This is a genomic window from Cyclobacterium salsum (assembly GCF_010119245.1).
GTDB classification, from domain to species: Bacteria; Bacteroidota; Bacteroidia; order Cytophagales; family Cyclobacteriaceae; genus Cyclobacterium; species Cyclobacterium salsum.
In genome coordinates, this window is the sequence record NZ_WNKG01000011.1 from 122,329 (window position 1) to 145,305 (window position 22,977).

The 22,977-nt window shown below is 46.0% G+C and carries 22 protein-coding genes; 7 read left to right on the top strand and 15 right to left on the bottom strand.

Annotated elements, in window-relative coordinates; translation table 11 throughout:
• Positions 1-270: 270 nt before the first annotated feature.
• Both GJS45_RS18870 and GJS45_RS18875 read right to left on the bottom strand, forming a co-directional pair.
• Positions 271-1,821 (bottom strand): LruC domain-containing protein, encoded by a 1,551-nt coding sequence (locus tag GJS45_RS18870; RefSeq protein WP_162343429.1) that lies wholly within the window; start codon positions 1,819-1,821, stop codon positions 271-273.
• Between the two features lie 65 nt (positions 1,822-1,886).
• Complete coding sequence (locus GJS45_RS18875; protein ID WP_162343430.1) at positions 1,887-2,321, bottom strand: hypothetical protein; 435 nt, start codon at positions 2,319-2,321, stop codon at positions 1,887-1,889.
• Positions 2,322-2,868: 547 nt separating this feature from the next.
• Here GJS45_RS18875 and GJS45_RS18880 point away from each other — a divergent pair.
• The gene (locus tag GJS45_RS18880; RefSeq protein WP_394366602.1) at positions 2,869-3,984 is read left to right on the top strand and encodes a PQQ-dependent sugar dehydrogenase; all 1,116 of its coding nucleotides are present in this window, start codon (positions 2,869-2,871) and stop codon (positions 3,982-3,984) included.
• 52 nt (positions 3,985-4,036) lie between these two features.
• Here GJS45_RS18880 and GJS45_RS18885 read toward each other — a convergent pair whose 3' ends face one another.
• From GJS45_RS18885 to bshC, 3 genes are read right to left on the bottom strand one after another with little or no spacing between them, the layout of a single operon-like run.
• On the bottom strand, positions 4,037-4,516 hold the full coding sequence (locus GJS45_RS18885; RefSeq protein ID WP_162343432.1) for a hypothetical protein: 480 nt from the start codon (positions 4,514-4,516) through the stop codon (positions 4,037-4,039).
• Positions 4,517-4,536: 20 nt separating this feature from the next.
• Complete coding sequence (locus GJS45_RS18890) at positions 4,537-5,112, bottom strand: 5-formyltetrahydrofolate cyclo-ligase (RefSeq protein WP_162343433.1); 576 nt, start codon at positions 5,110-5,112, stop codon at positions 4,537-4,539.
• On the bottom strand, positions 5,069-6,667 hold the full coding sequence (gene bshC, locus GJS45_RS18895) for a bacillithiol biosynthesis cysteine-adding enzyme BshC (protein ID WP_162343434.1): 1,599 nt from the start codon (positions 6,665-6,667) through the stop codon (positions 5,069-5,071). Before bshC ends, GJS45_RS18890 begins: the two co-directional genes overlap by 44 nt.
• A 172-nt stretch (positions 6,668-6,839) precedes the next feature.
• Between bshC and GJS45_RS18900 the strand changes: the two genes are divergently transcribed.
• The 6 genes from GJS45_RS18900 to GJS45_RS18925 are packed head-to-tail and all read left to right on the top strand — an operon-like array spanning position 6,840 to position 12,295.
• Positions 6,840-9,047, top strand: coding sequence for a heavy metal translocating P-type ATPase (locus GJS45_RS18900; protein WP_162343435.1), 2,208 nt, complete (start codon positions 6,840-6,842; stop codon positions 9,045-9,047).
• 5 nt (positions 9,048-9,052) lie between these two features.
• On the top strand, positions 9,053-9,265 hold the full coding sequence (locus tag GJS45_RS18905; RefSeq protein WP_162343436.1) for a heavy-metal-associated domain-containing protein: 213 nt from the start codon (positions 9,053-9,055) through the stop codon (positions 9,263-9,265).
• A 50-nt stretch (positions 9,266-9,315) separates the two neighbouring features.
• Entirely contained in the window at positions 9,316-10,554 is a 1,239-nt protein-coding gene (locus GJS45_RS18910) for a M16 family metallopeptidase (RefSeq protein ID WP_162343437.1), read from the top strand.
• Positions 10,555-10,590: 36 nt separating this feature from the next.
• Positions 10,591-11,088 (top strand): 2-C-methyl-D-erythritol 2,4-cyclodiphosphate synthase, encoded by a 498-nt coding sequence (ispF, locus tag GJS45_RS18915; protein WP_162343438.1) that lies wholly within the window; start codon positions 10,591-10,593, stop codon positions 11,086-11,088.
• Positions 11,085-11,774: a tRNA (5-methylaminomethyl-2-thiouridine)(34)-methyltransferase MnmD gene (gene mnmD, locus GJS45_RS18920; protein WP_162343439.1), complete on the top strand. Its 690-nt coding sequence runs from the start codon at positions 11,085-11,087 to the stop codon at positions 11,772-11,774. The genes ispF and mnmD overlap by 4 nt, the downstream gene beginning before the upstream one ends.
• Positions 11,759-12,295 (top strand): hypothetical protein, encoded by a 537-nt coding sequence (locus tag GJS45_RS18925; RefSeq protein WP_162343440.1) that lies wholly within the window; start codon positions 11,759-11,761, stop codon positions 12,293-12,295. Before mnmD ends, GJS45_RS18925 begins: the two co-directional genes overlap by 16 nt.
• 79 nt (positions 12,296-12,374) lie before the next feature.
• Here GJS45_RS18925 and GJS45_RS18930 read toward each other — a convergent pair whose 3' ends face one another.
• The 10 genes from GJS45_RS18930 to GJS45_RS18975 form a co-directional block, all read right to left on the bottom strand.
• Positions 12,375-13,382 (bottom strand): adenosine kinase, encoded by a 1,008-nt coding sequence (locus GJS45_RS18930; RefSeq protein ID WP_162343441.1) that lies wholly within the window; start codon positions 13,380-13,382, stop codon positions 12,375-12,377.
• 55 nt (positions 13,383-13,437) lie between these two features.
• Positions 13,438-13,842, bottom strand: coding sequence for a transmembrane 220 family protein (locus GJS45_RS18935; protein ID WP_162343442.1), 405 nt, complete (start codon positions 13,840-13,842; stop codon positions 13,438-13,440).
• 47 nt (positions 13,843-13,889) lie between these two features.
• Positions 13,890-15,266, bottom strand: coding sequence for an alkaline phosphatase family protein (locus GJS45_RS18940; protein WP_162343443.1), 1,377 nt, complete (start codon positions 15,264-15,266; stop codon positions 13,890-13,892).
• The gene (gene eboE, locus GJS45_RS18945; RefSeq protein WP_162343444.1) at positions 15,263-16,471 is read right to left on the bottom strand and encodes a metabolite traffic protein EboE; all 1,209 of its coding nucleotides are present in this window, start codon (positions 16,469-16,471) and stop codon (positions 15,263-15,265) included. The genes GJS45_RS18940 and eboE overlap by 4 nt, the downstream gene beginning before the upstream one ends.
• 36 nt (positions 16,472-16,507) lie before the next feature.
• Entirely contained in the window at positions 16,508-17,668 is a 1,161-nt protein-coding gene (locus GJS45_RS18950) for a 3-dehydroquinate synthase (RefSeq protein WP_162343445.1), read from the bottom strand.
• 69 nt (positions 17,669-17,737) lie between these two features.
• Complete coding sequence (gene eboC, locus GJS45_RS18955; protein WP_162343446.1) at positions 17,738-18,637, bottom strand: UbiA-like protein EboC; 900 nt, start codon at positions 18,635-18,637, stop codon at positions 17,738-17,740.
• A gap of 8 nt (positions 18,638-18,645) precedes the next feature.
• Positions 18,646-19,557: a TatD family hydrolase gene (locus tag GJS45_RS18960; RefSeq protein WP_162343447.1), complete on the bottom strand. Its 912-nt coding sequence runs from the start codon at positions 19,555-19,557 to the stop codon at positions 18,646-18,648.
• A 106-nt stretch (positions 19,558-19,663) separates the two neighbouring features.
• Positions 19,664-20,551 carry an EboA domain-containing protein gene (locus GJS45_RS18965; protein WP_162343448.1) on the bottom strand — a complete coding sequence of 296 codons (888 nt, stop codon included), beginning with the start codon at positions 20,549-20,551 and terminating at the stop codon, positions 19,664-19,666.
• 187 nt (positions 20,552-20,738) lie between these two features.
• Positions 20,739-21,893, bottom strand: a complete 1,155-nt coding sequence (locus GJS45_RS18970; RefSeq protein WP_162343449.1) for a Gfo/Idh/MocA family protein — start codon at positions 21,891-21,893, stop codon at positions 20,739-20,741.
• 52 nt (positions 21,894-21,945) lie between these two features.
• Entirely contained in the window at positions 21,946-22,977 is a 1,032-nt protein-coding gene (locus tag GJS45_RS18975; RefSeq protein ID WP_162343450.1) for a sugar phosphate isomerase/epimerase family protein, read from the bottom strand.

Below are 22,977 nucleotides of genomic sequence, written 5' to 3' on the forward strand. Positions count from 1 at the left end.
CATAATTCCATTCTATTAAAAACCATCCATCTACCCATCGTAAAAAACAACCTAAACAAAGTACTGCTAAAGTAGCGATTTCTTACTAAATCCAAAACAGATAACCACTTTATCCATTCGTGTCGATCCCGCCAATTAAAACTCAGGTAGCCCTTCGGCTACCTGAGTTTCTCCATTTAAGATTCCTGCTGATGAGCTATCCCCAGAACAGCAGCATTCTATCTAAGACTAAGCTTTCAGGGCTGTTTTGTCAGTGACCAAAGCTCCCTGTTACGGGATTCTATTAGATCCTCCACCTCTGACGATCGTGTCTCCGTGCATATTTGCGTTCAGCATTAACCTTTGGTTTCGGAATCCGCTATTATCCAGATACCAATCCGGATAGGATTCTCCTCCGGAAACAACCCATTCAAAAAACCGGACGTATCCTTCGGTGATCGGAGCCTTGTTAATCATGTAAGGAATACTTACCGGCACGTTCATTCCCCAAGGCAATCCATTTTCTTTATTGCGGTAATAGCTATCCGCCCCGGCAATACTTCCATCTTCCTTTGTCCCAAAAATGGTTTGGTCTGCATGTCGGGTAGGCTTCATTCCGGGCAAGTGAACCTCTACCCCTCTTTTCTGATTGACAATTAGGAAAGGATTGAAATTATCCAGTCCCAGCTCATTCAATTTTGTCGCCCCCTCTTCGGTGCTTTTGCCTTCTTCTTTCAATGTGATCACAATCGTCTGCAGCTCCGGTCTTTGAAGCTTAAATTTCGGGTCGGTATTGATACCCAAGGCACCGCCACCGGGATGGGTGAGGACAAGGGAAACTTTATCGAAAGGAATGATTGTGGCAAACTCATTGTCCAATTCCAATCCTTTTTCGTCTATTTTGTGGATACTTTCCGCACTGGATTTGGTTCCGATTACCTGCATCACTTTTTTCGGCGATAAACCGGCAAACTCGATCCCAAAACCATTGGTGAAACCTGCCCCTGCAGCCCTAGGCGACAGTTCAATTTTGATTTCTACGACATCTCCCTTAGCATCCGTGACCCGGTTTAAACGATAGTCCACGACCAGATCATTGAAGTCATAATCCCCTCTGGCTGGCCATAAGTCTTCAAACATCAGGGTTCCGAACCCGGTAGCAGGTAAAAAATTGTCAAATGCCCGGTAGGGATCTTCCGGATACGCATCTTCTTCATCTGCGATACCATCTTTATCTTTGTCGGCTATCTGGCTCTTTGGCAAACAACCCTCTGAAGGATCGGCAGCATAAGTGCCTGGAATGGCCAGATCATCGATTCCTATTCGGGCGCTTCCACCGGATCCAACCAGACTAAGGTAAATTTTCACCGTTTTTCCCTGGAGTGCATCAGGTACTGAAACAGTCACTTCATGCACGTCAGTTTGGCGGTTTATAGGAGTCGGAAACTCAAATTCAGCTGTCTCAATGACATCACCTTCACCGGTAGACTCATTCATTGGATCAAATGCTATGTACTGGATGATAATGCTTCTATTCCCACCGGCATTCCCGTCGAGACGGGTGTTAAAACTTATCTCGCCAGCCTCCATCATCATCCAGGGAGATTTTAACCAGGTAGCCGTTCTTGACTCATCCGTGACCTGATTGCTTCGAAGACTGTAATCACCGGATATCAGGGTTTCTTTACTATCGCTTACTGTTATCGCTCCCATGGACCAGCAGGCAGCAAAATACCTATCCCGGTCACCCAGTTCGGCATCATTTTTCACCCAATTTTCCTGAGCTTGCAGGGAAAAGCTCATCATTCCCATTATATAGCTGAATACCAATACTTTTTTCATGGTCATCATTGTTAAAAATTTAAAAATAATCGTTTCCTTATTGCTGTTTTTATTACCGAAACTTCTCAAAGTTCCAGATCTTCTTCGCCTCGTTCCTCCACAAAATTAAACGCCACCTGGTATTGGCTGATCGCTTTCTTTTGTTCAATGGCACCGTACTTCATGGTCACTTCTGTTACATGTGCCGGCAAATCGAAGGTCATTTCAAAGTCCTCGTCCATGGCTTGAGCTCCGGCGAAAAATTCATCGCCACTTCCTGTTTCCAAGGTTAACTTTCTGATGACATCCACATCTATAGCCAGTCCCTCGATTACGACGGTGATTTTTTCACTGGTTTTCCAGTCGAATGTGCCGGAAGCTTGCAAGGTTTCAATCGTTTCTACCTGACCACCAATAGGCCCTTCGGTAGGCTCATCCACACAGGAGGCGAAAAATAAAGTGGCAAATACCGCCAGAGCTCCCGCCATCATTTTAGAGTTGTTATTGCTGTTTTTCATCATCTCTGTTGTTTAAAATTTCTCTATCCTACCGGATATGTTTATTGCTGTTTTTAATTGATGGATCTAAATTCGGCAATTATAAGCCCTCATTGGAATTTTTTCGATGAACCCGCCATACCAGGCGACAAAATGGTCCTTTGAAAGGTTTAAATTTTCGTTATGAGTTGGTTTTCAGTTATAAAAGTAGAAATCAAAGTCCTGTCCAAAAAGAGTTAATGCATTTATTTAGTGATAATTAAGTACAAAATTTTTTTTATTATATAAAAACCAAATTTTTCTGTGTGTATTTTTTTATACTACCAATTTTGTCGATTATAAGCATCTATTTGCCATACCGGTAATCTCCTTGTGTATTAAAGGAATCCTCGCGCCTCTTCGCCGCCAACAGCTCTCCAACAAATACCGAAAAAACCGGCTATTTGGTTTGAATGCCATCCAATCGACACCCGCGATTGAAATCAAAAAATCCTGAAATATGTGGTATATTCGGGTTTTAAAAGAAAAATGTAAAATGAAAAAAACAGATTTAACAAAGATAGTATTAGGAATGACAATTATGGGCCTGGGTGCAGGCTGCGAGTCAGGCGTTCAGGAAAAATCCACTCCAGATCCCTATGCCGTGACTTCCGATCAGCTTACCTTTAAAGTAGATACCCTATACGAAGGGTTGGAAAACCCCTGGGGAATGACCTGGCTGGCCGATGGTAGGATGTTGGTTACGGAAAGAAAAGGAGAAATCCTGGTCTTTCAGGATGACCAATTTACGGGCGAAAAATTGGCTGGTGTGCCGGAGGTTCATGAAGTTAATCAGGCGGGTTTACTGGATATTCAAACGCACCCGGATCACAGCAACAATGGATGGATCTATTTCTCCTATGCAAAGCCAGTTGAGGGAGGCGGAGCCACTGCAATCATGCGGGCAAAAGTGGACGGTAACAGCCTAACGAATCAAGAAGACCTGATTGTAACCACACCAGCGGTGGAAGGTGGCCGGCACTTCGGCAGCAGAATTATTTTTGATAAGGATAACTACCTTTACTTTAGTAATGGAGAAAGAGGTGCTAACCCTGAGAATGCCCAAACGCTGAAAAATTCCCATGGAAAAATCCATCGGATTCATGACGATGGCCGGATTCCCGAAGACAATCCCTTTGTCAATGAGCCGGATGCCATCCCTTCCATTTGGACCTATGGAAACCGAAACCCCCAGGGCTTGGTTTATGACGGTGCCAATGACCGGATTTATGGCATCGAACACGGTCCCAAAGGTGGGGATGAAATTAACCTCATCGAAAAAGGAAATAATTATGGCTGGCCGGAAATAACCTACGGAATCGACTATGACGATAGCATCATCACTGAAGATACTGTAAAGGCAGGAATGGAACAGCCTATCCACTTTTGGAGACCTTCCATTGCTCCCTGCGGGTCCATGATGGTCACCTCTGACCGATACCCTGAATGGAAAGGAAACCTCCTGGTGGGCGCGCTTGCCAAACAACACATCGCCAGGGTGATGCTCAATGGCACCGAATACGAAGGAGAAGAAAAACTATTGCAAGACATCGGCCGTGTAAGGCAGGTGGCCCAATCTCCGGACGGATACATTTATGCCCTCACCGAGGGAACCGGCTTTTTGATTAAGCTTATCCCACAGGAATAAAAAAAAAACCGCTGAATAAATTTCAGCGGTTTTTTTTATTGCCATATCGTTTCTAAAATGTAAACCGAATGGAAAGTGCGACCTCATCGCCCCAAAACCCCGCATCATTGATAATATTAAATGCAGGTTTATAGTCCAGGGATAAATTAATGGGCGCATCGGCAAACTTAAAATCAAGGCCGATGATTCCATCAATCCCCACAATAGTGGTACCACTGTAATCTCGTTTCACCGTATTTCCACTATTCCAGCTTCCAATATGTGCTCCTCCACCATAAAACCAACGAAGTCCCCGGACTTCCCGGATGTCTTTATGGACCTCATATAATCCGGTAAGGACCAAGCCCCTCCAGCGTGAATGAAGAATCCCCTCCAAAGCCACATCGCTTTGAATAAAGTGTTTTACTGTCAGCCCATTGCTAACACCTGCTCTCAAGCCTATCCCTGTGGCATACGTCTGAGCCCTGCTCTCGTTGAGGAGACCCAAGCCCATCATTAGAGCAAATACGAAAATCATTGATTTTTTTACCATACAACTATTATTTAGAAAAACTATTGATTAAAAACTACACTACCTTCTGGAAAGACACAGGCATCCAAAGGCACATCGTGTCCTGCCGTAGGCAATTCGTCGGAAGGAAGGAAGTAGGACAATCCAACTTTAAGTACTCCCGGCTTTAGCATGCGAAAAAACCGGTCATAATAGCCCATTCCGTAGCCCAACCGATTACCCTTGGCATCCAGCCCTAAAAGGGGAACGAATACCAGTTCGATGTCTTTATTGAGAGCCGATTCTGGATTTTGAGGTACGGGTATACCCATATCGTCTTCCAGGAAAACAGTGCTTTCATCTATTTTTACTGTATGAAGGCGCTGTAAATTCTTATCCGTTATAGACCCATAGACCTTATATCCGCCCTCAAATAACAAGGGCAATAATAGTACCGTATTGATCTCGAAAAGCCGTTTGATGGGAAAAAAAAGGTGAATATGCCGGATTTTTTCCCGTTGGACTAAAAAATTCATGCATTCACGGGCAATTTTTTCAGATCGCAGGGCCCTTTCTTCTTCTCCCAGGGCTATTCTATCCGATTTGAACCTTTTCCTGAGTACTTCCTTCGCTTCCATTCTCCTGCAAAATTATAAAATTAAAATCCAATGGATCAAATTTTCCTAAAAGTTGTTCGATCATTTCCGGATCCTTTAGGTAAAATTCCAGAAAATTGACCTTTCTCTCTTGCAAGGTTCCGTTTGGAAAGAGATAAGCCTTGACTTCCCTTAGTTGCCGGATGGCATCCTTTTGGTTTTTTTCTTCGGCCTTCCTGAATTTAACCGCTACCTGGTCCAGAATTTTATCGCTTCTAGTGAGCGCTGCTTTTACCGCAGCCTCTAAGGTGGGGTCCAGCCGGCTTGCCCGCTTTTCCAAGGTCCCGAACAGTTGATTCAACTGCTCTTTTTCTGTTTTCAGAGAAAGGTCTTCAGACGCGTGCTGTTTTACATAGGCAATCCTCAGTCGGTCAATAGACTGGAAAAGTTCTTCTGGTTTCAGCCTCAATTTGTCGATTTTTCGCTGCACATGTCCCGGAATTATCATGGCAAAATTCCTTGGCAGAAGAAAGGGGAATGATACCTTATAATGGTCAAAAACTTTTTTTAATTGAAACCAATACGCCACCTCGGCAGGGCCTCCCAAATAGGCCAGATTGGGTAAAATCTCTTCCTGATACAAGGGCCGCATGACCACATTGGGGCTGAACTTCTCCGGATGGGACTCTAAAAAGGCCTCCATTTCAGCCTCCGTCCATTTGTTTTTACCATCGTGGGTACGAAATTCCCCGTCCTGCCGTACCAGCCTCTCCCTGCGTCCGGGTTCCATGTAAAAAAAATTGATCTCTCTGGGAAATATCTGAGTCTTGTATCCGGCAGCCTCCAGGGATTGATTGCTCTCATTTACAAGTGTATTGGCCCGTTGATAAAAAAGATCATCCTTGATAATGGGTAAAAACTGCTTTTTCAGTGCCTGATGGTTGGCATCTATTATTACCAGCCCTTTTTCTGCAAACAGGTGATGAACGTATTTTCTGACAGCCTCCTTCAGGTACTTACTTTGGGTATATGCCTCCTTGAAGAATGCGGGGACAAAATCCCATTGCTGTAGCAAGCCTTTTAAGGTTTCATCTATTTCAAATTCGCCTACCGGCCCTTCCTGATTTGTTTCCCAGGTGTATTTCTTCCCGTCAAAATGAAAATGATTGATCTCTTCAAAATCATGATCCTCACTGGCCATCCAATACACCGGAACAAACTGGTAATCCGGATACGCTTTCTGTAATTTTTCTGCCAATCGCAGGGTGGAAACAATCTTATAAATAAAAAAAGAGGGGCCTGTCATCAGATTAAGCTGATGCCCTGTGGTAACGGTGAAGGTTTTCAGATCAGCAAGTTTCTCGATATTGCTTGTAACCGGAGATTCCCCGAAACCTTTATACTGCTCCCGTAATGCGTCCACCAATACCCTGCGCTTCTCTAGCGAAAAGGCATTCTTTTCAATCGCCTTTTTAAATCGATTTAATTCCGGATATTCCTGATAAAATGGTGCTAGTGTATCCTTTTGCCGAATATAGTCTAAAAACAAATCTGAAAATAAGCCCGTACAGGCAGGGTCTACGGTGGATTTTATCATGAAAGGTGCAATTTTGACTGGTTATCAGAAGTAAATAAAGTTTAAAAACCTGCGTACCAACGCTAAAGTTCAACATTTTTATCGATTTATCAGAAATGCCTTTATACAATTTTTTGAAAATTATATAACAGGTAGCGACCTTGTCCTGTGTAATTTTGGGAAACGTTAAGTTATGAGTAAAACCGTCGAAATTCCGGTATCAGGTATGAGTTGCGCTGCCTGTGCCGTAAGCGTGGAAACCGTGCTGAAAGAAACTCCGGGTGTTCAATCTGCCAGTGTGAACTATGCCACACAAGCGGCCACCCTGGTTTTTGATGAAAAAACAACCGACCTGAATCAGGCCAGGAAGAATATTCATGCCGTAGGATATGAATTACTGATTGACCAGCAGGAAAAGGATAGCCTGGAAGAGGTTCAAAAAGCGGCTTATAAAAAACTGCGTAGAAACACCATTGCCTCGGGCATATTGGCCCTGCCGGTGTTTCTCATTGGCATGTTTTGGATGGAGATGCCCTATGGGAATTATATCATGTGGTTTCTGACAACTCCAGTCCTCTTCGTTTTCGGAAGGGCTTTTTTTACCAATGCCGCCAAACAGACGAAAATCGGTAAGGCGAATATGGACACTCTGGTAGCATTGAGTACCGGAATTGCCTACTTGTACAGTACTTTTGCCACTTTTTTTCCCCAATGGCTGGAAGGAAGAGGCATCGTCGCACACGTCTATTTTGAAACGGCCGCTGTCATTGTCTTTTTTATTTTATTAGGACGAATGTTGGAGGCAGGAGCCAAGGCGGGAACATCGGAAGCACTGAGAAAACTGATCGGGCTGCAGCCTGACCGTCTAATCGCCATTCGGGATGGTAAGGAACTTAGCCTGCCTGTGAAAGAGGTGGAAATAGGAGAAGTCATTATGATCAAACCCGGGCAGCGGGTACCCCTGGACGGAATTCTGGAACAAGGCAATTCCTACGTAGACGAAAGCATGCTTACCGGAGAACCGATTCCCGTTGAAAAAAAACCAGGGGATACGGTTTATGCCGGCACCATCAACCAGAAAGGAAGCTTTATTTTCAAAGCCAGCGTATCCGCTTCAGAAACGTTGTTGGCAGCCATCATTGACCGGGTAAAACAAGCCCAGGGCTCCAAAGCGCCGATCCAGAAGACGGTAGATAAGGTAACGGCCGTCTTTGTTCCAGTAGTGCTGGGATTGGCTGTGCTTACCTTTTTTGTCTGGACATTCAGTGGTGTGGAAGAGGCGGTGGTACGGGGGATGCTCTCCGGAATAACCGTATTGGTAATCGCCTGTCCCTGTGCGCTGGGCCTGGCCACGCCCACTGCCATCATGGTAGGAATGGGGAAAGCAGCTTCCTATGGCATTCTGATCCGGGATGCCGAAAGTTTGGAGAGAGGGAAGCGTACAGACAGCCTCATCCTGGACAAAACCGGTACGATCACCCTCGGTAAGCCCACAGTGAAAACGGTGAAGTGGAAAACAGGCGTGGATGAAACACAGCTGAGCCGGGTTTTTCAGGCACTTGAGTCTAAAAGTGAACACCCCTTGGCTGCGGCCATTGCGCAGCATTTTACGTCTTCTGACAAATCGTTGGGAATCGAAAATTTTCAATCTGAAACCGGAAAAGGGGTTAGCGCCCGTTACGAAGGAAAAACGTACCGTATTGGTACCCAAAACTGGCTGCTATCCCTGGAAGTAGGCATGGAAGACGACCTGATTCAGTCGGGACAAAAAGCCCTGGAGGATGGTAGCATTCTTGTCTATTTGGCTGTAGACGCTAGCCTGGTGGGATGGATCGCCATATCCGATCAAATCCGGGAAGACTCCGCCGAGGCCGTCGCTACATTGGAAAAAATGGGGATCACCGTGCACATGCTGACCGGGGATCAGGAAAAAACCGCCGCCTCTGTGGCGCAAGCGGTTGGTATCCGGCATTTTCAAAGTGGGATGTTACCTCAGGACAAGGGAAATTATATCCGGGAACTTCAGAAACAAGGCCATAAGGTGGCCATGGTAGGTGATGGCATCAACGATAGCGAGGCACTGGTGCTGGCCGATTTAGGCATTGCCATGGGCGCGGGAACGGACATTGCCATGGAAACGGCCAAGGTTACCCTGATGCATTCATCCCTAAAAAGCGTACCTCAACTGTTACAATTAAGCACACAAACGGTACGAACCATCCGCCAAAATTTATTCTGGGCCTTTATCTATAATATCATCGGAATCCCCATAGCTGCCGGGCTGTTGTATCCGATATCGGGTTTTTTACTAAACCCCATGATTGCCGGTGCCGCCATGGCCTTGAGTTCCGTTTCCGTAGTGAGCAATAGCCTTCGATTAAAATTTACCAAAATCAAATAAACACCATGAACAACGAAAAATCCATGCAATTTAAAACCAACATCAAATGTGCAGCTTGCATTGCTGCAGTGAGTCCAGCCCTGAATCAACTAGCTCCGAACCAATGGGAAGTCGATCTCAAGTCCCCGGATAGAATTCTAACCGTAAATGAAAAAGTCGATCCCGAATCTGTCAAGGCTGCTTTGGAAAAATCAGGATACAAGGGGGAATCAATTTAGAAAAACAGGCTTCGGATGGGACAAAATTTTCTTACTTTTGACCCTATTCTATGATCGATTACAAAGAATTTACACTAGACAATGGCCTGCAGGTGCTGGTTCATGAAGATCCCACTTCGGAAATGGCCGTTGTCAACTTACTCTATAAGGTAGGCTCCAGAAATGAAACCGCTGGTAAAACCGGTTTGGCTCACTATTTTGAACACCTGATGTTTTCCGGTTCGCAACACGTTCCTGAATTTGACAATGCACTGGAAAGGGTAGGGGGCTCCAGTAATGCCTTTACCAATACGGACATTACCAATTATTACATTACCCTTCCGGCGGTCAATCTGGATACGGCACTTTGGCTGGAATCTGACCGAATGCTCCACCTCAGCTTGAATGACCCGCAAGTGCTGACTCAGAAGCAAGTGGTAATGGAGGAGTTTAAACAGCGGTATCTCAATCAGCCTTATGGAGATGCCATGCATCATGTCAGAAACCTGGCTTATGAGCAACATCCTTACCGCTGGCCGACCATCGGACAACAAATAGAGGATATCGAGCTACTGGAAAAAAAGGATTTGCTGCAGTTCTATCAGCACCATTACTCCCCCAATAATGCCGTCTTGTGCATTGCCGGGAAAGTATCATTTGACGAAGTCAGGGATAAGGTAGGTCACTGGTTTGGTGAAATTCCGGCGAGTTTGCATCAGATTTCCACGCCTATTCCCGAACCTCCCCAAAAAGAAAAAAGAAGCAAGCAGGTATTCGCAGAGGTACCTACTGAGGCCCTTTACAAAGTCTACCGGATTCCCGGAAGGCTGGATGATGCCTACCTGCACTGCGATCTAATTACCGATATTTTAAGTTTCGGAAGATCCTCGGTATTGGAGCAAAAACTGGTAAAAAACAGCGCCAATTTTGCCAGTTGCCAGGCGTACGTTTTAGGCAACATAGACCCCGGGCTCATGGTGTTTACCGGCAAAATGGAAAAAGGTATTCCCGCCGAAAAAGCGGAGGAAGAGCTGGATAAAATTGTCGACACCTTAAAGCAAAACGTTTTTCCAGAGCAGGTCCTTCAAAAGATAAAGAACCAGTCAGAGGCAATGACTACTTTCGAGTCGGTATCGTTGCTGGGGCGGGCCATGAAGCTGGCCTATTATGCCTCATTGGGCGATCCCTCTTTAATCCAGACGGAATTTGACCGGAAATTAGCCATTTCAGCAGAAGAAATCAGGGAGGCGTCTACTGCCTACCTAAGCAATGATCTGGCTTCAGTAGTTTATTATAAATGTAAGGATTGACTTCCACGGATTGTTCCGGGATTAACACACGATATCATGAATAATTTTCGAATTGGATTTGGTTACGATGTCCATCAACTGGAAGAAACCGTTGATTTTTGGTTGGGTGGAATTAAAATCCCACATGACAAAGGGGCCGTGGGGCATTCGGATGCTGACGTGCTGATACATGTTATTTGTGATGCCCTCCTAGGAGCGGCCAACCTGCGCGATATCGGCTACCACTTTTCAGATCAGGACCCCCAGTACAAGGGAATTGATAGCAAATTATTATTAAAAGAAGTCATGAGGCTGGTCGCGGATAGCGGCTATGCACTGGGAAACCTGGATGCCACCATTTGCCTTCAAAAGCCAAAAATCAATCCCTTTATCCCCGAAATGAAAAAATGCCTCTCGGAAGTAATGCAAGTAACCGAAAACCAGATCTCTATTAAGGCCACCACCACGGAAAATTTGGGTTTTGTCGGAAGGCAAGAAGGAGTATCTGCCTATTGTGTGGCGTTAATTCACCAGCCAAATCAACCCATCAAATGAACAAGCAGGAACCCAAAATCATTACTACGGAAGACGGTTCCCACTCGGTATATCTTCCGGAACTCAACGAAAGCTATCATTCTTCCCATGGTGCCTATCGGGAGTCCATCCACGTATTTCTACTTTATGGCTTGGAAGCCTGGTATGCCCGAAACCGGGGTAAGTTTCCTATCCGGATTTTTGAGCTGGGCTTTGGTACCGGCCTCAATGCCTGGCTTACCTTGATTTGGGCAGAACAAAATCAGGTTCCGGTATTGTACCACACCATAGAACCCTTTCCCCTTCCGGAAAAAATCTACGAGTCCTTAAATTATACCCAGCTAGATGAAACCCTCACTCACTACAACGGCTATTTCAAAAAGCTGCACAAAATGGAATGGGACACCGGGAAGCCTTTAACGGACTATTTTAACATCAAAAAGGAACGGATTTCCTTGCAGGAGGTCCAGCTATATCCTACTGACATCGTCTACTTTGATGCCTTTTCTCCTAAAAAACAACCCGAACTATGGGAGAAACCACTACTTGAAAAAATTCATGCCTGTATGAACCCCGGTGCTACCTTTGTTACCTACTGTGCGGCAGGCCATCTCAAAAAGAATCTTCAATCCCTGGGGCTAACCCTGGATGAGGTGCCTGGACCTCCGGGTAAAAAAGAAATGACCCGGGCATGGAAAAAAAGCTAAATAAGGTAGTTTTCCCGTTATTCCTGCTTTGCTGGCTGGGAACCTTAGGCTGTAAGCCAAAAAAGAAAGAGAAAACCTCCGAAAATAGCACATGGAAGGAGATTATTATTCAGGATAACCAAGCTTCGGCACATCTTGACGGGTGGGTCGAAGTCAAAAATGGTGACAGTACCAGGCAACAATATCTGGATGACGAAATCACTGTTTTTGAAAGTTTATTGGTGGATGAAAAACGGATCTACAATGAATTTTATCCGCTCATACAGGATGCCTTCCTATTTGAGGACAAGTTTTATCTTAAAGCCCGGTTTCCATTGGCCTATAGCGGTGAAATCGAATTTACTTTTCCGGAATTCCCCGATTACGTTCTCACCAAAATCGGGGAACAAGCTTACCAGGTAGTTATCAACAACGCACTGGATCTAAACGACGTGCTCTTTGATTTACATTACCTTCCATCGGAAACGGACAGCCTGGTACGCACGGAGTATTCCTTTACACATGTCGTGTTCGAGGAATAAAAAAAGGGACGGAAATATTCCCGCCCCTATACATACATCTAACCTTTTTTGATAAATTAACCCTTTTCTGATACGGTCTTTATCCCTGATCCGGCTTGAGCCGATCCAAAATTTCTCCGGCCTCGTCCCAGGTTAGGCGAGGGCCAAATTGACTGACTATTTTGGAAGATGCCATGCTGGCCAATTTTCCGCTGGAAGCGTAGGAATGGCCGTTGGTAATCCCATAAAGAAAAGCCCCTGCAAACATGTCACCGGCACCATTACTGTCCACAGCCCGGGTCGGATAGGGTTCGATGTCTATAAACGTCTCGCCATCGTAGATTATCGCTCCGTTTTTACCCTGGGTAATGACAAAACGGGTTGCCAGCTTCTTCATCGCCTCCCTTGCTTCAAGAAGGGTTTCTTCGCCAGTGTACAACATGGCCTCTTCTTCATTAGCGAAAAGCAGGTCCACCCCATCACCGATTACCTCCTCAAAACCGGCTCCAAAATACTTGACCATCGCAGGGTCCGAAAAAGTAAGGGCTACTTTTACGCCGTTTTCCTTTGCCACTTGTTTTGCCTTAAGCATGGCCTCTTTGGCATCAGGAGAAGTGATCAGGTATCCTTCGATATACAGGTACTTGGAGTCTTTGATGGCTTCGAGATTCAGTTGGGATTCTGAAAAGGTTTGAGTAATCCCCAGAAAGGTATTCATGGTTCTTTCAGCATCAGCCGTTACCATTACCAGGCATTTACCGGTAATGCCTTTTTCCAACTGATAAGGATCCAGGTTATGGTTCACTCCGGACTCCCGAAGATCCTCCATAAAAAACCTACCCAGTTCGTCGTCTGCCACTTTGCAGCAGTAGTACGATTTTCCTCCGAACTGACTGAGAGCGATAACGGTGTTGGCGGCGGATCCACCACATTGCAGCTTGGAAGTTTTAGTATGAATGGCAGTCATTAGCGTTCCCTGACGTTCTTCATCGACTAGCGTCATCAGCCCTTTTTCAATACCATTCGTTTCCAGAAAGGCATCGCTTACCTCAAACTCTATATCCACCAGGGCATTTCCCATACCCGTCACATCGTATTTTTTCGTCATGTTTTATGATTTATTTTTTTCAAGCCAGCAAAGTGGCCAAACTTGGATCTATGGATCAAGTGTCCTGCTTGTTTTTATTCTGATTTTCCAACAGCCTTTTTCTCCTTCCGATAATTGCCTGCAGCGCAAAGGTGATTGCTGCCAGGGTTAAGCCAAAAAATTCACGATTCGTTTCCATGGCAATGGTTTTCATGGAAAGGTCTTTTTGTTGCCACTCTTCACCTATCCATCCCAGGATATTATCCGGCCAGAAGAATACCGCAGCAATCAAATAACTAAAGGTGAAGAACACCAGTAGGTTCACGTTAAACTTTCCAAAAAAAGCAAACCCGGCAGTTAGCGCAGCAATCAGGTACACGGGTACCCACCTCATTGGGTCCGGATCATTTATCTGCCAAAAGGCAAACAATAAAAACAGCAGCGAACTGATACCGAAAAACCATTTCCAACCTTTTGTCATAGGATTAGTAAGTTACTGATTTTAGAAATAAAACGTAGCTGCTTCCTTCATTTTCTCATCACTTGATCGTAAATCAAAGAATACACGTCTGTGGGGCTAACTTCATCTGCCCTATCCGAGGAGTGGGAGGGTAAAATCAATATGGGCCAGTCCAGCGAATTCTCGCTAATTCGTCCATGGGAGCCTTTTACCAGGTCAGCCTGTAAAGGGATCACGTCCATCAGGTACCTGAATCCCAGTTTCTTTTTAAGCAAAATCCAACCTAATTTTCCTTTCAGAAAGGGAATTTCCGGATTGGCAAACATTTCGACCGGATCGTAGCCGGGTTTCCTATGGATATCTACCGTACGCGCATAGTCCGGTGCCTTCGCATCATCCAGCCAATAATAATAGGTAAACCAGGAGTCCTTGTCTGCTACGGCTACCAGATCACCTGCCCGTTCGTGGTTTAGGTGGTATTCTTTTTTCCCTTCCTCATCCAGCACCTTTTCAACCCCGGGCAGGGAAGCTATCAGTTTTTTGACCGCCTCTTTTTCCGCTGGATCATTAATATAAATATGCGCCAACTGATGGTCTGAAACCGCAAATGCCTTACAGGTGCCTGCATCCAGGGTTTCCAATCCCAGTTCATCCTTTACCTGGATATAGCCTTCTTTTCTAAGGGCCCGGTTGATATGGATCGGCTTGTTTACGGAAGTGATTCCATATTCAGAGAGTAAGATAATCTCCGCGCCTTGCTGCTCGTAATAGGTAATTAATCGCTCACACAAAGCGTCTATCTCCTCCAAATCCTTTCCAATGAAATCAAAATCGGTTCCGTGTTTTTGCAAGCCATAATCCAGATGAGGCAGGTAAATAAAGGTAAGCGTGGGGTCATGCCATTCGTCCACTTTCATAGACGCTTCCGCTATCCATTTGGAAGAAGAGATATTGGCATTGGGCCCCCAAAAGGAAAACAAGGGAAACTGACCCAGCTCTTTCTGTAGGCGATCCCGCAAATCCATGGGCTGACTATGAACATCCGGCAATTTCCGGCCATCGGATGGATACAAGGGTCTCGGCGTAACCCCATAGTCTACCGAGGAATACATATTGTACCACCAAAACATATTGGAACAGGTAAAATCCGGGTTTTCGGCCTTCAGCGCATCCCAAATTTTAGATGACTGGACCAGGTGATTGGATTGCCTCCAGAATTTGACCTCACATTCATCCTTAAAATACCAGCCATTCCCCACAATCCCGTTTTCGGCAGGCCATTTACCGGTAAGGTAAACGGACTGCGCCGAACAGGTAACGGCGGGAAGTACCGGTTTAATAGACGCTTGTTTTCTTTTTTTTACCCACTGGCTGAGGAAGGGGGTGTGTTTTCCCAGGATCCTTCCCGATAGCGCCACTACGTTGAGTACAACTGTTTTCTTCATGTAATTTGTTTTTTCACCCAATCCAGCTCCCGGATGATGGATTGTCCCAAAGACAGGTGAATGTCTTCGGGCAACACCTCCCAGGTATAGGTTTCCACTTCAAGCTGCGCAGAATACTGCCCTTTTTCATTTAATTTTAAAACGGTAAGAATATCCTCCTGGGTGGATTGTAAGGTACCGTAACCGGATAAAAATACCGGTACATGGAAATGGATCCTCCATTCGACTTCTTCCGTTTCTGATAGCTTCAACAAGGCATCCGGTAAATCAGGATAAGCGTGTTGGGTGCCATCCTTTTCGACTCCGATGACCTGGTGCAGGTAGGTAGATTCCACGAAGGGCAACAATGCCTTTTCTACTGCTTTTCGCTCCCCTATTTTTTCTGGAATCGGTATTTTTAAGGCAGCACTGAGCTGAAATTTGCCAATTTTGATCCCTTCTTCCTGAAATCTTTTTAGGACCGCATCGTGATCCTCGTAGGCCACCGCAAAGTGACACACATCGTAACAAACCCGTATATGATCCAAAATAAGTTCCCGGGCAGCCGCTGCAGCCATTCCATATTTTTCACCAAACCGCCTCATCCCTTTTGGAAGCAACCAATTTTTATAAAACTGGATTAATCCTACCGAATTCTCAATGATCCCATCGGGTTCTGGTTCTATATCCAGGTGGAGCAACTGACCCTTTTCCTTTTTCAGGAGATACAAACGGTCCACCACTTCCAGCAGGTGATCGCAAGATTGGATCATTACCTGTTCCAATGCTTCCGGAGTTTTGTGCCAGTGTTTGTAGCTTAATGGAGAAGTGGAAATGCCCGCATCCATGCCGGTGGGCATAATAGCTGATAAGATATCGAATAGCCGGAGGGTATAGGTGACCCGATCCCGAGTAGTCCAGTCGGGATGATGCACCTCATCTTTTACTACCTGCCGGTGAAAGCCGCCAAAGGGAAAACCATTTAACGTGAACACGTAGCAGTGATTCGCTTCCAGCCAGCTTTTGAGCTCGCCTAATTTTCCTGGTTCCATTAATTCCCTGCTTGCCTCATCCGAAATCCTCAATCCGATTCCAAAGAGCTGTTTTGCGGACAGCCTTTCTTTTATCGGTGGAACGTAATCTTTGAGGTTGGTAAAGGTTGCTTCCCAGCTTTCTCCGGGATGAATATTGGTACAATAGGTTAAATGATAGTCGGCAATGTGCATGTCTCAGGTTCTACTTGATTGACTTAAAAATAAGGATTAGGCCCTGGAATTAGCTAATTGTAATTGATTTAATTTTTCAACGGCATTGCGTACCAATGCCGGGTCCATTTGATGAACTTCTACTCCGCTGCCAATTTTATCCAGCAGCATGATGGTTAATTCTCCCCCCAGGTGTTCTCTGAATTCTTCCAGGCCCTTTAATAGGGAATCTCCGGACAATTCCGGAACATATAACTCAAAACCAAGTTTAACGATGACATCCAGCACCCTGTTCAATTCGTTTTCAGAAATCATTCCCGCCAGAAAGGAATACGTCGTATCCAGGGCAATACCGATGGCGACTGCCTCTCCGTGGCGTATTCGGTAATCGCTCAAATGCTCTAGTTTATGTGCTGACCAGTGTCCAAAGTCCAGCGGCCTGGAAGAACCCGCTTCAAAGGGATCGCCGGAAGCAATGTGGTCCATGTGCATCTGGGCACAGCGGTAAATCAACTCCTGCATGGAGGAATGATTTTTATCCATCAAATCCAGTGCCTGCTGTTCTATCCACACAAAAAAGGAAGCGTCTTTGATCAATGCCACCTTTAGAGCCTCCGAAATTCCGGAACGCCAATCCCTCTCCTCCAGGGTCTGGAGGAATTGCGCATCGTTAATCACGGCATAGGGAGGAGCAAAAGCCCCCAGGTAATTTTTCTTTCCGTAAGCATTGATACCATTTTTAACCCCAACGCCCGAATCATTTTGTGAAAGCACCGTGGTGGGAATGCGAATGTGGCGAATCCCTCGATGGGCTATCGTGGCGGCAAAACCGACCATGTCCAGCAGGGCCCCTCCCCCTAATCCAACAATATAGGAATGCCTGTCTATTCCGTATTCATGCGTGGCCTTTAAAACCTGCTGAAAATACTGCTGATCGTTTTTCACCTGCTCCCCACCAGGCACGACGAGGGGTTCTGCACACAAGTTAAATAGGTCGCTGTTTTCAGCGGCATAGGTTTTGATCGCAGCTAGCAGACCGGGATGATGTCGGACCACTCCTTCATCCAAAACCAGGTATACCTTGGGAACTTTGTCCCCTTTTACTAAATCTGCAAAAAGACCGTTAGCGGAAGAAAATAAATTTTCCGTAAAAAAAACCTGGTAGGTAAACGGGACACTGAAAACCTGCTCAATTGATTGATGCACTCTTTTTTCCATTTTTAACTAGACGATTCCGCCGAACGTTTCATTTCATTAATATAAGTAATAAATCCCCTTTTTGGTTCATCAGGTTACGGCAAATACCTTGGCTAATTGCAAGGATACCGGCAATAGTAACAAAATGATCAAACCCACCAGCCATCCAGAAAAAGCGGCTGCGAGAGAAGCATTTACAAGGATTAAGGCGAGTACTGCCGCCTTCACGGATTTGCCAATCAGTGCCGGTTCTTGCTTCTTTATTGCTTTCACCAACGGAGGGAAAATAAAATAGGCCAGTAAGACCAGAAAGGGAAGGCTTACCCAAAAATGATCTTTCTGAATGTAAGCCAACCCGGCTATAAATAAAAGGATGCTCGCGTACATGACCAACCCGCCATACAACGCACGGGTGGTTTTCCCATGCACCTCTCCGCGGCTGACCATGGTGATGGCGGCAACATAAACCAGCGGAACCAATCCAATGTAGGCAAATTGCTGCACCGCCCCCGGAACCAGACTCATACCCAAAAGCAGGTTTCCTGTTCTGCATAAGCCCATATTTACAGGGCCAAAAAGGGTTTGGTGTTTTCCCCAGGCATCGTACAGAAGGGCCAAAAGGGCCACCGCCAGGGCCAGAACTCCGGAAAGCAAACTAACCTGCCAGGCGGCTACCACACCCATCAAAAGCAATAAAAAGGCCATCCAGCCCGCACTTCTAACGCTCGCCTGCCCACTGGGGATGGGGCGTTCGGGACGTTCCTTTTTATCCAATTCGGCATCAAAGACATCGTTAAAAGCCACCCCGCCACCATAGAGACCAATCGTGGCAAGAACCAACCAGGCAAGATTGCCCCACCATTCTGACTGGTTTTCCTGAATAAGGAAATAAGCAGCTCCTGAGATGGCCGCACCGGCCAGAATATCGGCTATTGCCGTGATAATATTAGCCGGTCGGGTGAGTCTGATGTGAGCAATTAAGGAACGCATCGACCGAATCAATTCTCTATGATATTCGAGGAATCATTGTCCACTCTGGGTTTTTGTCCCCCTCTCAAGACGGTACTTCCTCCATGTTTTTTGGTTTGGTCGATGGGTTCTTTTTCCAGCCAGTCTTTTTCTTCCATCTGCCCGCTTTGCCCGTATGCCTTCAATGCATTTTGATAACAAACCATCCGCACATGCTCCTCCGGAATTCCTTTTTCCAACATCAAATCGGCCGTCTTTGGCACTGCCAGCGGATCGCTGATACCCCAATCCGCCGCACTATCCACGATGATCCGGTCTGGTCCATATTCTCTGACTATTTCGACCATTCGCTCACTTCCCATTTTGGTATGGGGATAGATGGTAAACGCCGCCCAGTAGCCTCTATCCAGCACTTCTCTCACCGTTTCTTCGTTGTTGTGATCGACGATGACCATTCCCGGATCCAGGCCGTGTTCCTCACTCACATCCATACTCCGGATGGTTCCTTTCTTTTTATCCCGATGGGGAGTATGGATCATCACCGGAAGATCCACGTCTTTGGCAAGCTCCAGCTGCAAGCGGTAAAAGCGGTCCTCTGCTTCCGTTTGGTCGTCATATCCAATCTCACCAATCGCCACCACTCCTTCTTTACCGACATACAGCGGCAACAACTCCATGACTTCTTCCGCTAAGGATACATTATTAGCCTCCTTGCTATTCAAGCCGATGGTACAATAATGAACGATACCAAATTGCTTGGCCCGAAAACGTTCCCAACCTACCAGGCTGCTGAAATAATCCTGAAAGCTACCCACCTTGGTGCGGGGCTGTCCCAACCAAAACGCCGGTTCAATGACCGCTACGATCCCCGCCTTCTGCATGGCTTCGTAATCGTCTGTAGTCCGGGAGGTAACGTGTATATGTGGATCGATGTACATCATAACGATTTAATTTTATTTGCTAACCTAATCTTTTTTTAATCCAATTCATAACGATCCCCGGTGAACGGGTCATTTCCTAAGGAAGCGGCAAATAAGAAAGCTGAACCTATCTTTCCGCATCGTACTCCTTTCCGATAGCTTCCCAGGAAAGGTCTCCTCTTGCAATCATTTCCTGTAAATCCGGATATTTGGATAGCAGAATCACACAACCGGGATGCTCACCAGAAGAACAGGCTAATGCAGCCGCCTTCCTTTCCAAATCATTTCCTTCTTCCAGTACTTTTTCCAATAAACCCAGAATTTCCTCCTCCACAAAAGGAGCCAGAAACCGCCATAATTCCGGCATTACATTCCGGCTCGCCGACCAGCGTTCATGCACGTAATCCACCAGCGTTTTCGCAAGCCTAAGGTTTGCCCGCCGATCGGCACCCACTATCCGGTAGAGGGGTCGTTGCATAAAGATCGCCTTTAGCAGCAGTTGGTTCCAGGCCGGCTCATCCAAAAACTCCGAAGGGTAGGGGTTCTCCAGTGCGACTGCATCAAAAACGGAAGTTATATTGGTTCGAATGCCCTCCGCAGCCCGATGGGTATGTTTTTCAGGAAAGGGCAACAATGGAAGCGCGGCATACAAAGCCTCCTGCTCATGCATATCCGCCGATTCGAAGAGCCGATCCAGCGTATGAATCCAATCCTCTGCTGTCTCAGAAGCAATTTCCAATACCAATAAGGTTCGGGCCGTTTGTAAAACCGTCCAGGAACCCGGCTGAAATCCAGCTCGGATTTTCCTTGCTTCCAGTTCCTTTTGCTCTGACAAATTCAGCACTTCCTTTGAAAAATGCCTGGATGCCTGGCTAAAAGCCAGGAAAAACTTCATCTGTCCATCTGCTTTTTTAATTTTTTCTACCTGGGTGCTCAGCCAATCCATGGCCTGGGCGGAGGCCGTATCCGATAGAATATCCTTTAGAAATTGCCTGGTGGAGCTAAGGTTCTGCATAAGTCAAATGATCGGTTAAATTCTCGGTAAATATAACACTTATTCCATTTTCATTTTTTGAAACTGAGAATAATCATATTTTTTGTCAAAAAGTAGGAAACAAGAAAAAAGAAAAATCCAGGCCTTTTGTTTTTAAAAAAGGCCTGGATTTTAAATGATAATTAAACGTATCAGATCGGAGGGGAAACTACCAATCCACACCGGTATCTTTCCAGGTTCTGGAGGCTGCCGAATCCAACACGGCTTGACAAACTTTTTGGGTTTCGTAAGCATCCTTAAAAGTAGGCGCACACGGTTCGTCTCCTTCCAGGCTTTTAAAGAAATCAGCCACCTGATGAATAAACGAATGCTCGTAGCCAATACTGGTTCCGGGTATCCACCAACGGTCCATATACGGTTGATCTGCATCGGTGACATGAATGGATCGCCATCCTCTAACCACCGATTCATCGCGGTGATCGAAATATTCCAGGCGATTCAAATCATGTAAATCCCAGCGAATGGATGCGTGTTCTCCATTTATTTCAAAGGTATACAATGCTTTATGCCCTCTGGCATAGCGGGTAGCCTCAAACAGCCCCAGCGAACCATTATCAAAATGGCAATGGAAGGTACAGGCATCGTCTATGCCCACCTTTTTCTTCTCACCACTTCCTTGGTGCACCCGTTCTTTAATAAAGGTCTCTGTCATACCCGACACATCTTTAATCCCCCCATTCAGCCACATGGCCGTATCTATGCAGTGCGCCAGCAGGTCTCCCGTTACCCCGGAACCAGCCGCATCGGCATCCAGCCTCCACAATGCGTCTCCACCTTGAGGAAGGTCCGGACTGATGGTCCAGTCCTGAAGAAAATTAGCACGGTAATGGAAAATTTTACCCAATTTTCCGGAATCTACCAATTGCTTGGCCAGGGTAACCGCGGGCACTCTACGGTAATTATACCAAACCGTATTTTTTACGCCTGTAGCTTCAATCACTTTGACCATCTCCTTGGCTTCTTCCAGGGTTCGGGCAAGCGGTTTTTCACACAAAATCATTTTACCTGCCTTGGCCGCAGCGATGGCAATCTCGGCGTGGGTATCGTTAGGCGTACAGATGTCAATGGCATCCACATCATCCCGCTCAATGACTTTTTTCCAGTCGGTCTCGTAGGAGGCATAACCCCACTGTTCGGCAAAGGCCTTTATTTTATCCTCCCGTCTGGAGCAGGCCACTTGCAATACCGGCCGGTATTCGTATTCGGGAAAAAAATCACCTAATCGCTTATATCCATTGGTATGAATTCTTCCCATCAAACCCGTACCGATCAATCCTATTCGTAATTGCTTTTTTTCTGACATGGTTAACATTTTTTGTTTGGAAAATCGAATCTATTCAAAACAAGAATCGGGCTTAGGCTTTCCAGCCATGCGCCTCTCTAACCTGAATCAATGCTGCTAGAATATTATTCCAGGTGTCCTGCTTGCTCATCACCGCATTGGGGAACATGCAACCATCCCAGCAAATGTGGTTAAAAGCTTTGGTGAGATTTCCTTTCTCATCTCGCAGCCAGTATCCTGCGTCTTCGGCAATATCCAATTTTCCATTAGGATCATTAGCCAGGCAATGCCTGCCGGTCTTATCATGAGATCCTGAACCAAAAACGGTGGCATCATTTTGAGCCACGTGAAAATCTATGGTCCAGGGACGCAAGGCATCCGTCATTTCCTTTAATGCCGCTTTCCATACGGATTTATCCTTCCAATCGTAGCCCTCCGGTAAAATTCTATGCTCCGGATAGTTGTAGCCCAGAGTATACAATAGGGTATGCGCCATGTCTGCCTGAAAACCCAGGTAGGGACTGTCTACAGACTCCAGTGTTTCCAGCATGGTCTTCCAGCTGTGCATGCCTCCCCAGCAAATTTCGCCTTCGGCAGCTAACTTTTCCCCGTAATTCTCAGCAATTTTACAGGCTTCCTTAAAGGTCTCTACGATGATCTTTTGGCTTCCTTTCGGATCTTTGGCCCATTGTTCCGGACTACTGGCCGTATCCACCCGGACAATGCCATTGGGTCGGATTCCTGCTTCCCGGAGCTTTGAAGCTAGTTTACAGGATTTTTCCAGTAAATCCAGGTAGGTGGCCCGGTCTTCTTTGGAACCCAATATGGGACCTCCCCAGATAGGAGCCACTACTGAGCCAATTTCCAGATGGTAGGAAGACACCTTGTCAACAAGCTTTTTTACCCCATCGTCGTCCATTTCCAGATCGATATGAGGGTCAAAAAGACCTATGTCCACTCCATCAAACTTTACTCCGTCAACTTCCGCTTTGGCGGTGTTTTCCAGCATCTCATCAAAGGAAATGATGGGTTCCGAATCTGGCCCCTTTCCTACAATTCCAGGCCAGGTGGCATTATGTAACTTTGGAAAATTATTTTGGGACAT

Bases quoted from the DNA above. Each gene is read 5' to 3' on its own strand.
- GJS45_RS18930 (WP_162343441.1), bottom strand. From the start codon at position 13,382: ATGACGAAAAAATACGATGTGACGGGTATGGGAAATGCCCTGGTGGAT.
- eboE (WP_162343444.1), bottom strand. From the start codon at position 16,471: ATGCACATTGCCGACTATCATTTAACCTATTGTACCAATATTCATCCC.
- GJS45_RS18890 (WP_162343433.1), bottom strand. From the start codon at position 5,112: ATGGAAGCGAAGGAAGTACTCAGGAAAAGGTTCAAATCGGATAGAATA.
- GJS45_RS18925 (WP_162343440.1), top strand. From the start codon at position 11,759: ATGGAAAAAAAGCTAAATAAGGTAGTTTTCCCGTTATTCCTGCTTTGC.
- GJS45_RS18960 (WP_162343447.1), bottom strand. From the start codon at position 19,557: ATGATGTACATCGATCCACATATACACGTTACCTCCCGGACTACAGAC.
- GJS45_RS18950 (WP_162343445.1), bottom strand. From the start codon at position 17,668: ATGGAAAAAAGAGTGCATCAATCAATTGAGCAGGTTTTCAGTGTCCCG.
- GJS45_RS18880 (WP_394366602.1), top strand. From the start codon at position 2,869: ATGACAATTATGGGCCTGGGTGCAGGCTGCGAGTCAGGCGTTCAGGAA.
- eboC (WP_162343446.1), bottom strand. From the start codon at position 18,637: ATGCGTTCCTTAATTGCTCACATCAGACTCACCCGACCGGCTAATATT.
- GJS45_RS18905 (WP_162343436.1), top strand. From the start codon at position 9,053: ATGAACAACGAAAAATCCATGCAATTTAAAACCAACATCAAATGTGCA.
- GJS45_RS18940 (WP_162343443.1), bottom strand. From the start codon at position 15,266: ATGAAGAAAACAGTTGTACTCAACGTAGTGGCGCTATCGGGAAGGATC.
- GJS45_RS18970 (WP_162343449.1), bottom strand. From the start codon at position 21,893: ATGTCAGAAAAAAAGCAATTACGAATAGGATTGATCGGTACGGGTTTG.
- ispF (WP_162343438.1), top strand. From the start codon at position 10,591: ATGAATAATTTTCGAATTGGATTTGGTTACGATGTCCATCAACTGGAA.
- GJS45_RS18975 (WP_162343450.1), bottom strand. From the start codon at position 22,977: ATGTCCCAAAATAATTTTCCAAAGTTACATAATGCCACCTGGCCTGGA.
- GJS45_RS18965 (WP_162343448.1), bottom strand. From the start codon at position 20,551: ATGCAGAACCTTAGCTCCACCAGGCAATTTCTAAAGGATATTCTATCG.
- GJS45_RS18900 (WP_162343435.1), top strand. From the start codon at position 6,840: ATGAGTAAAACCGTCGAAATTCCGGTATCAGGTATGAGTTGCGCTGCC.
- GJS45_RS18935 (WP_162343442.1), bottom strand. From the start codon at position 13,842: ATGACAAAAGGTTGGAAATGGTTTTTCGGTATCAGTTCGCTGCTGTTT.
- mnmD (WP_162343439.1), top strand. From the start codon at position 11,085: ATGAACAAGCAGGAACCCAAAATCATTACTACGGAAGACGGTTCCCAC.
- bshC (WP_162343434.1), bottom strand. From the start codon at position 6,667: ATGATAAAATCCACCGTAGACCCTGCCTGTACGGGCTTATTTTCAGAT.
- GJS45_RS18910 (WP_162343437.1), top strand. From the start codon at position 9,316: ATGATCGATTACAAAGAATTTACACTAGACAATGGCCTGCAGGTGCTG.
- GJS45_RS18885 (WP_162343432.1), bottom strand. From the start codon at position 4,516: ATGGTAAAAAAATCAATGATTTTCGTATTTGCTCTAATGATGGGCTTG.
- GJS45_RS18870 (WP_162343429.1), bottom strand. From the start codon at position 1,821: ATGAAAAAAGTATTGGTATTCAGCTATATAATGGGAATGATGAGCTTT.
- GJS45_RS18875 (WP_162343430.1), bottom strand. From the start codon at position 2,321: ATGATGAAAAACAGCAATAACAACTCTAAAATGATGGCGGGAGCTCTG.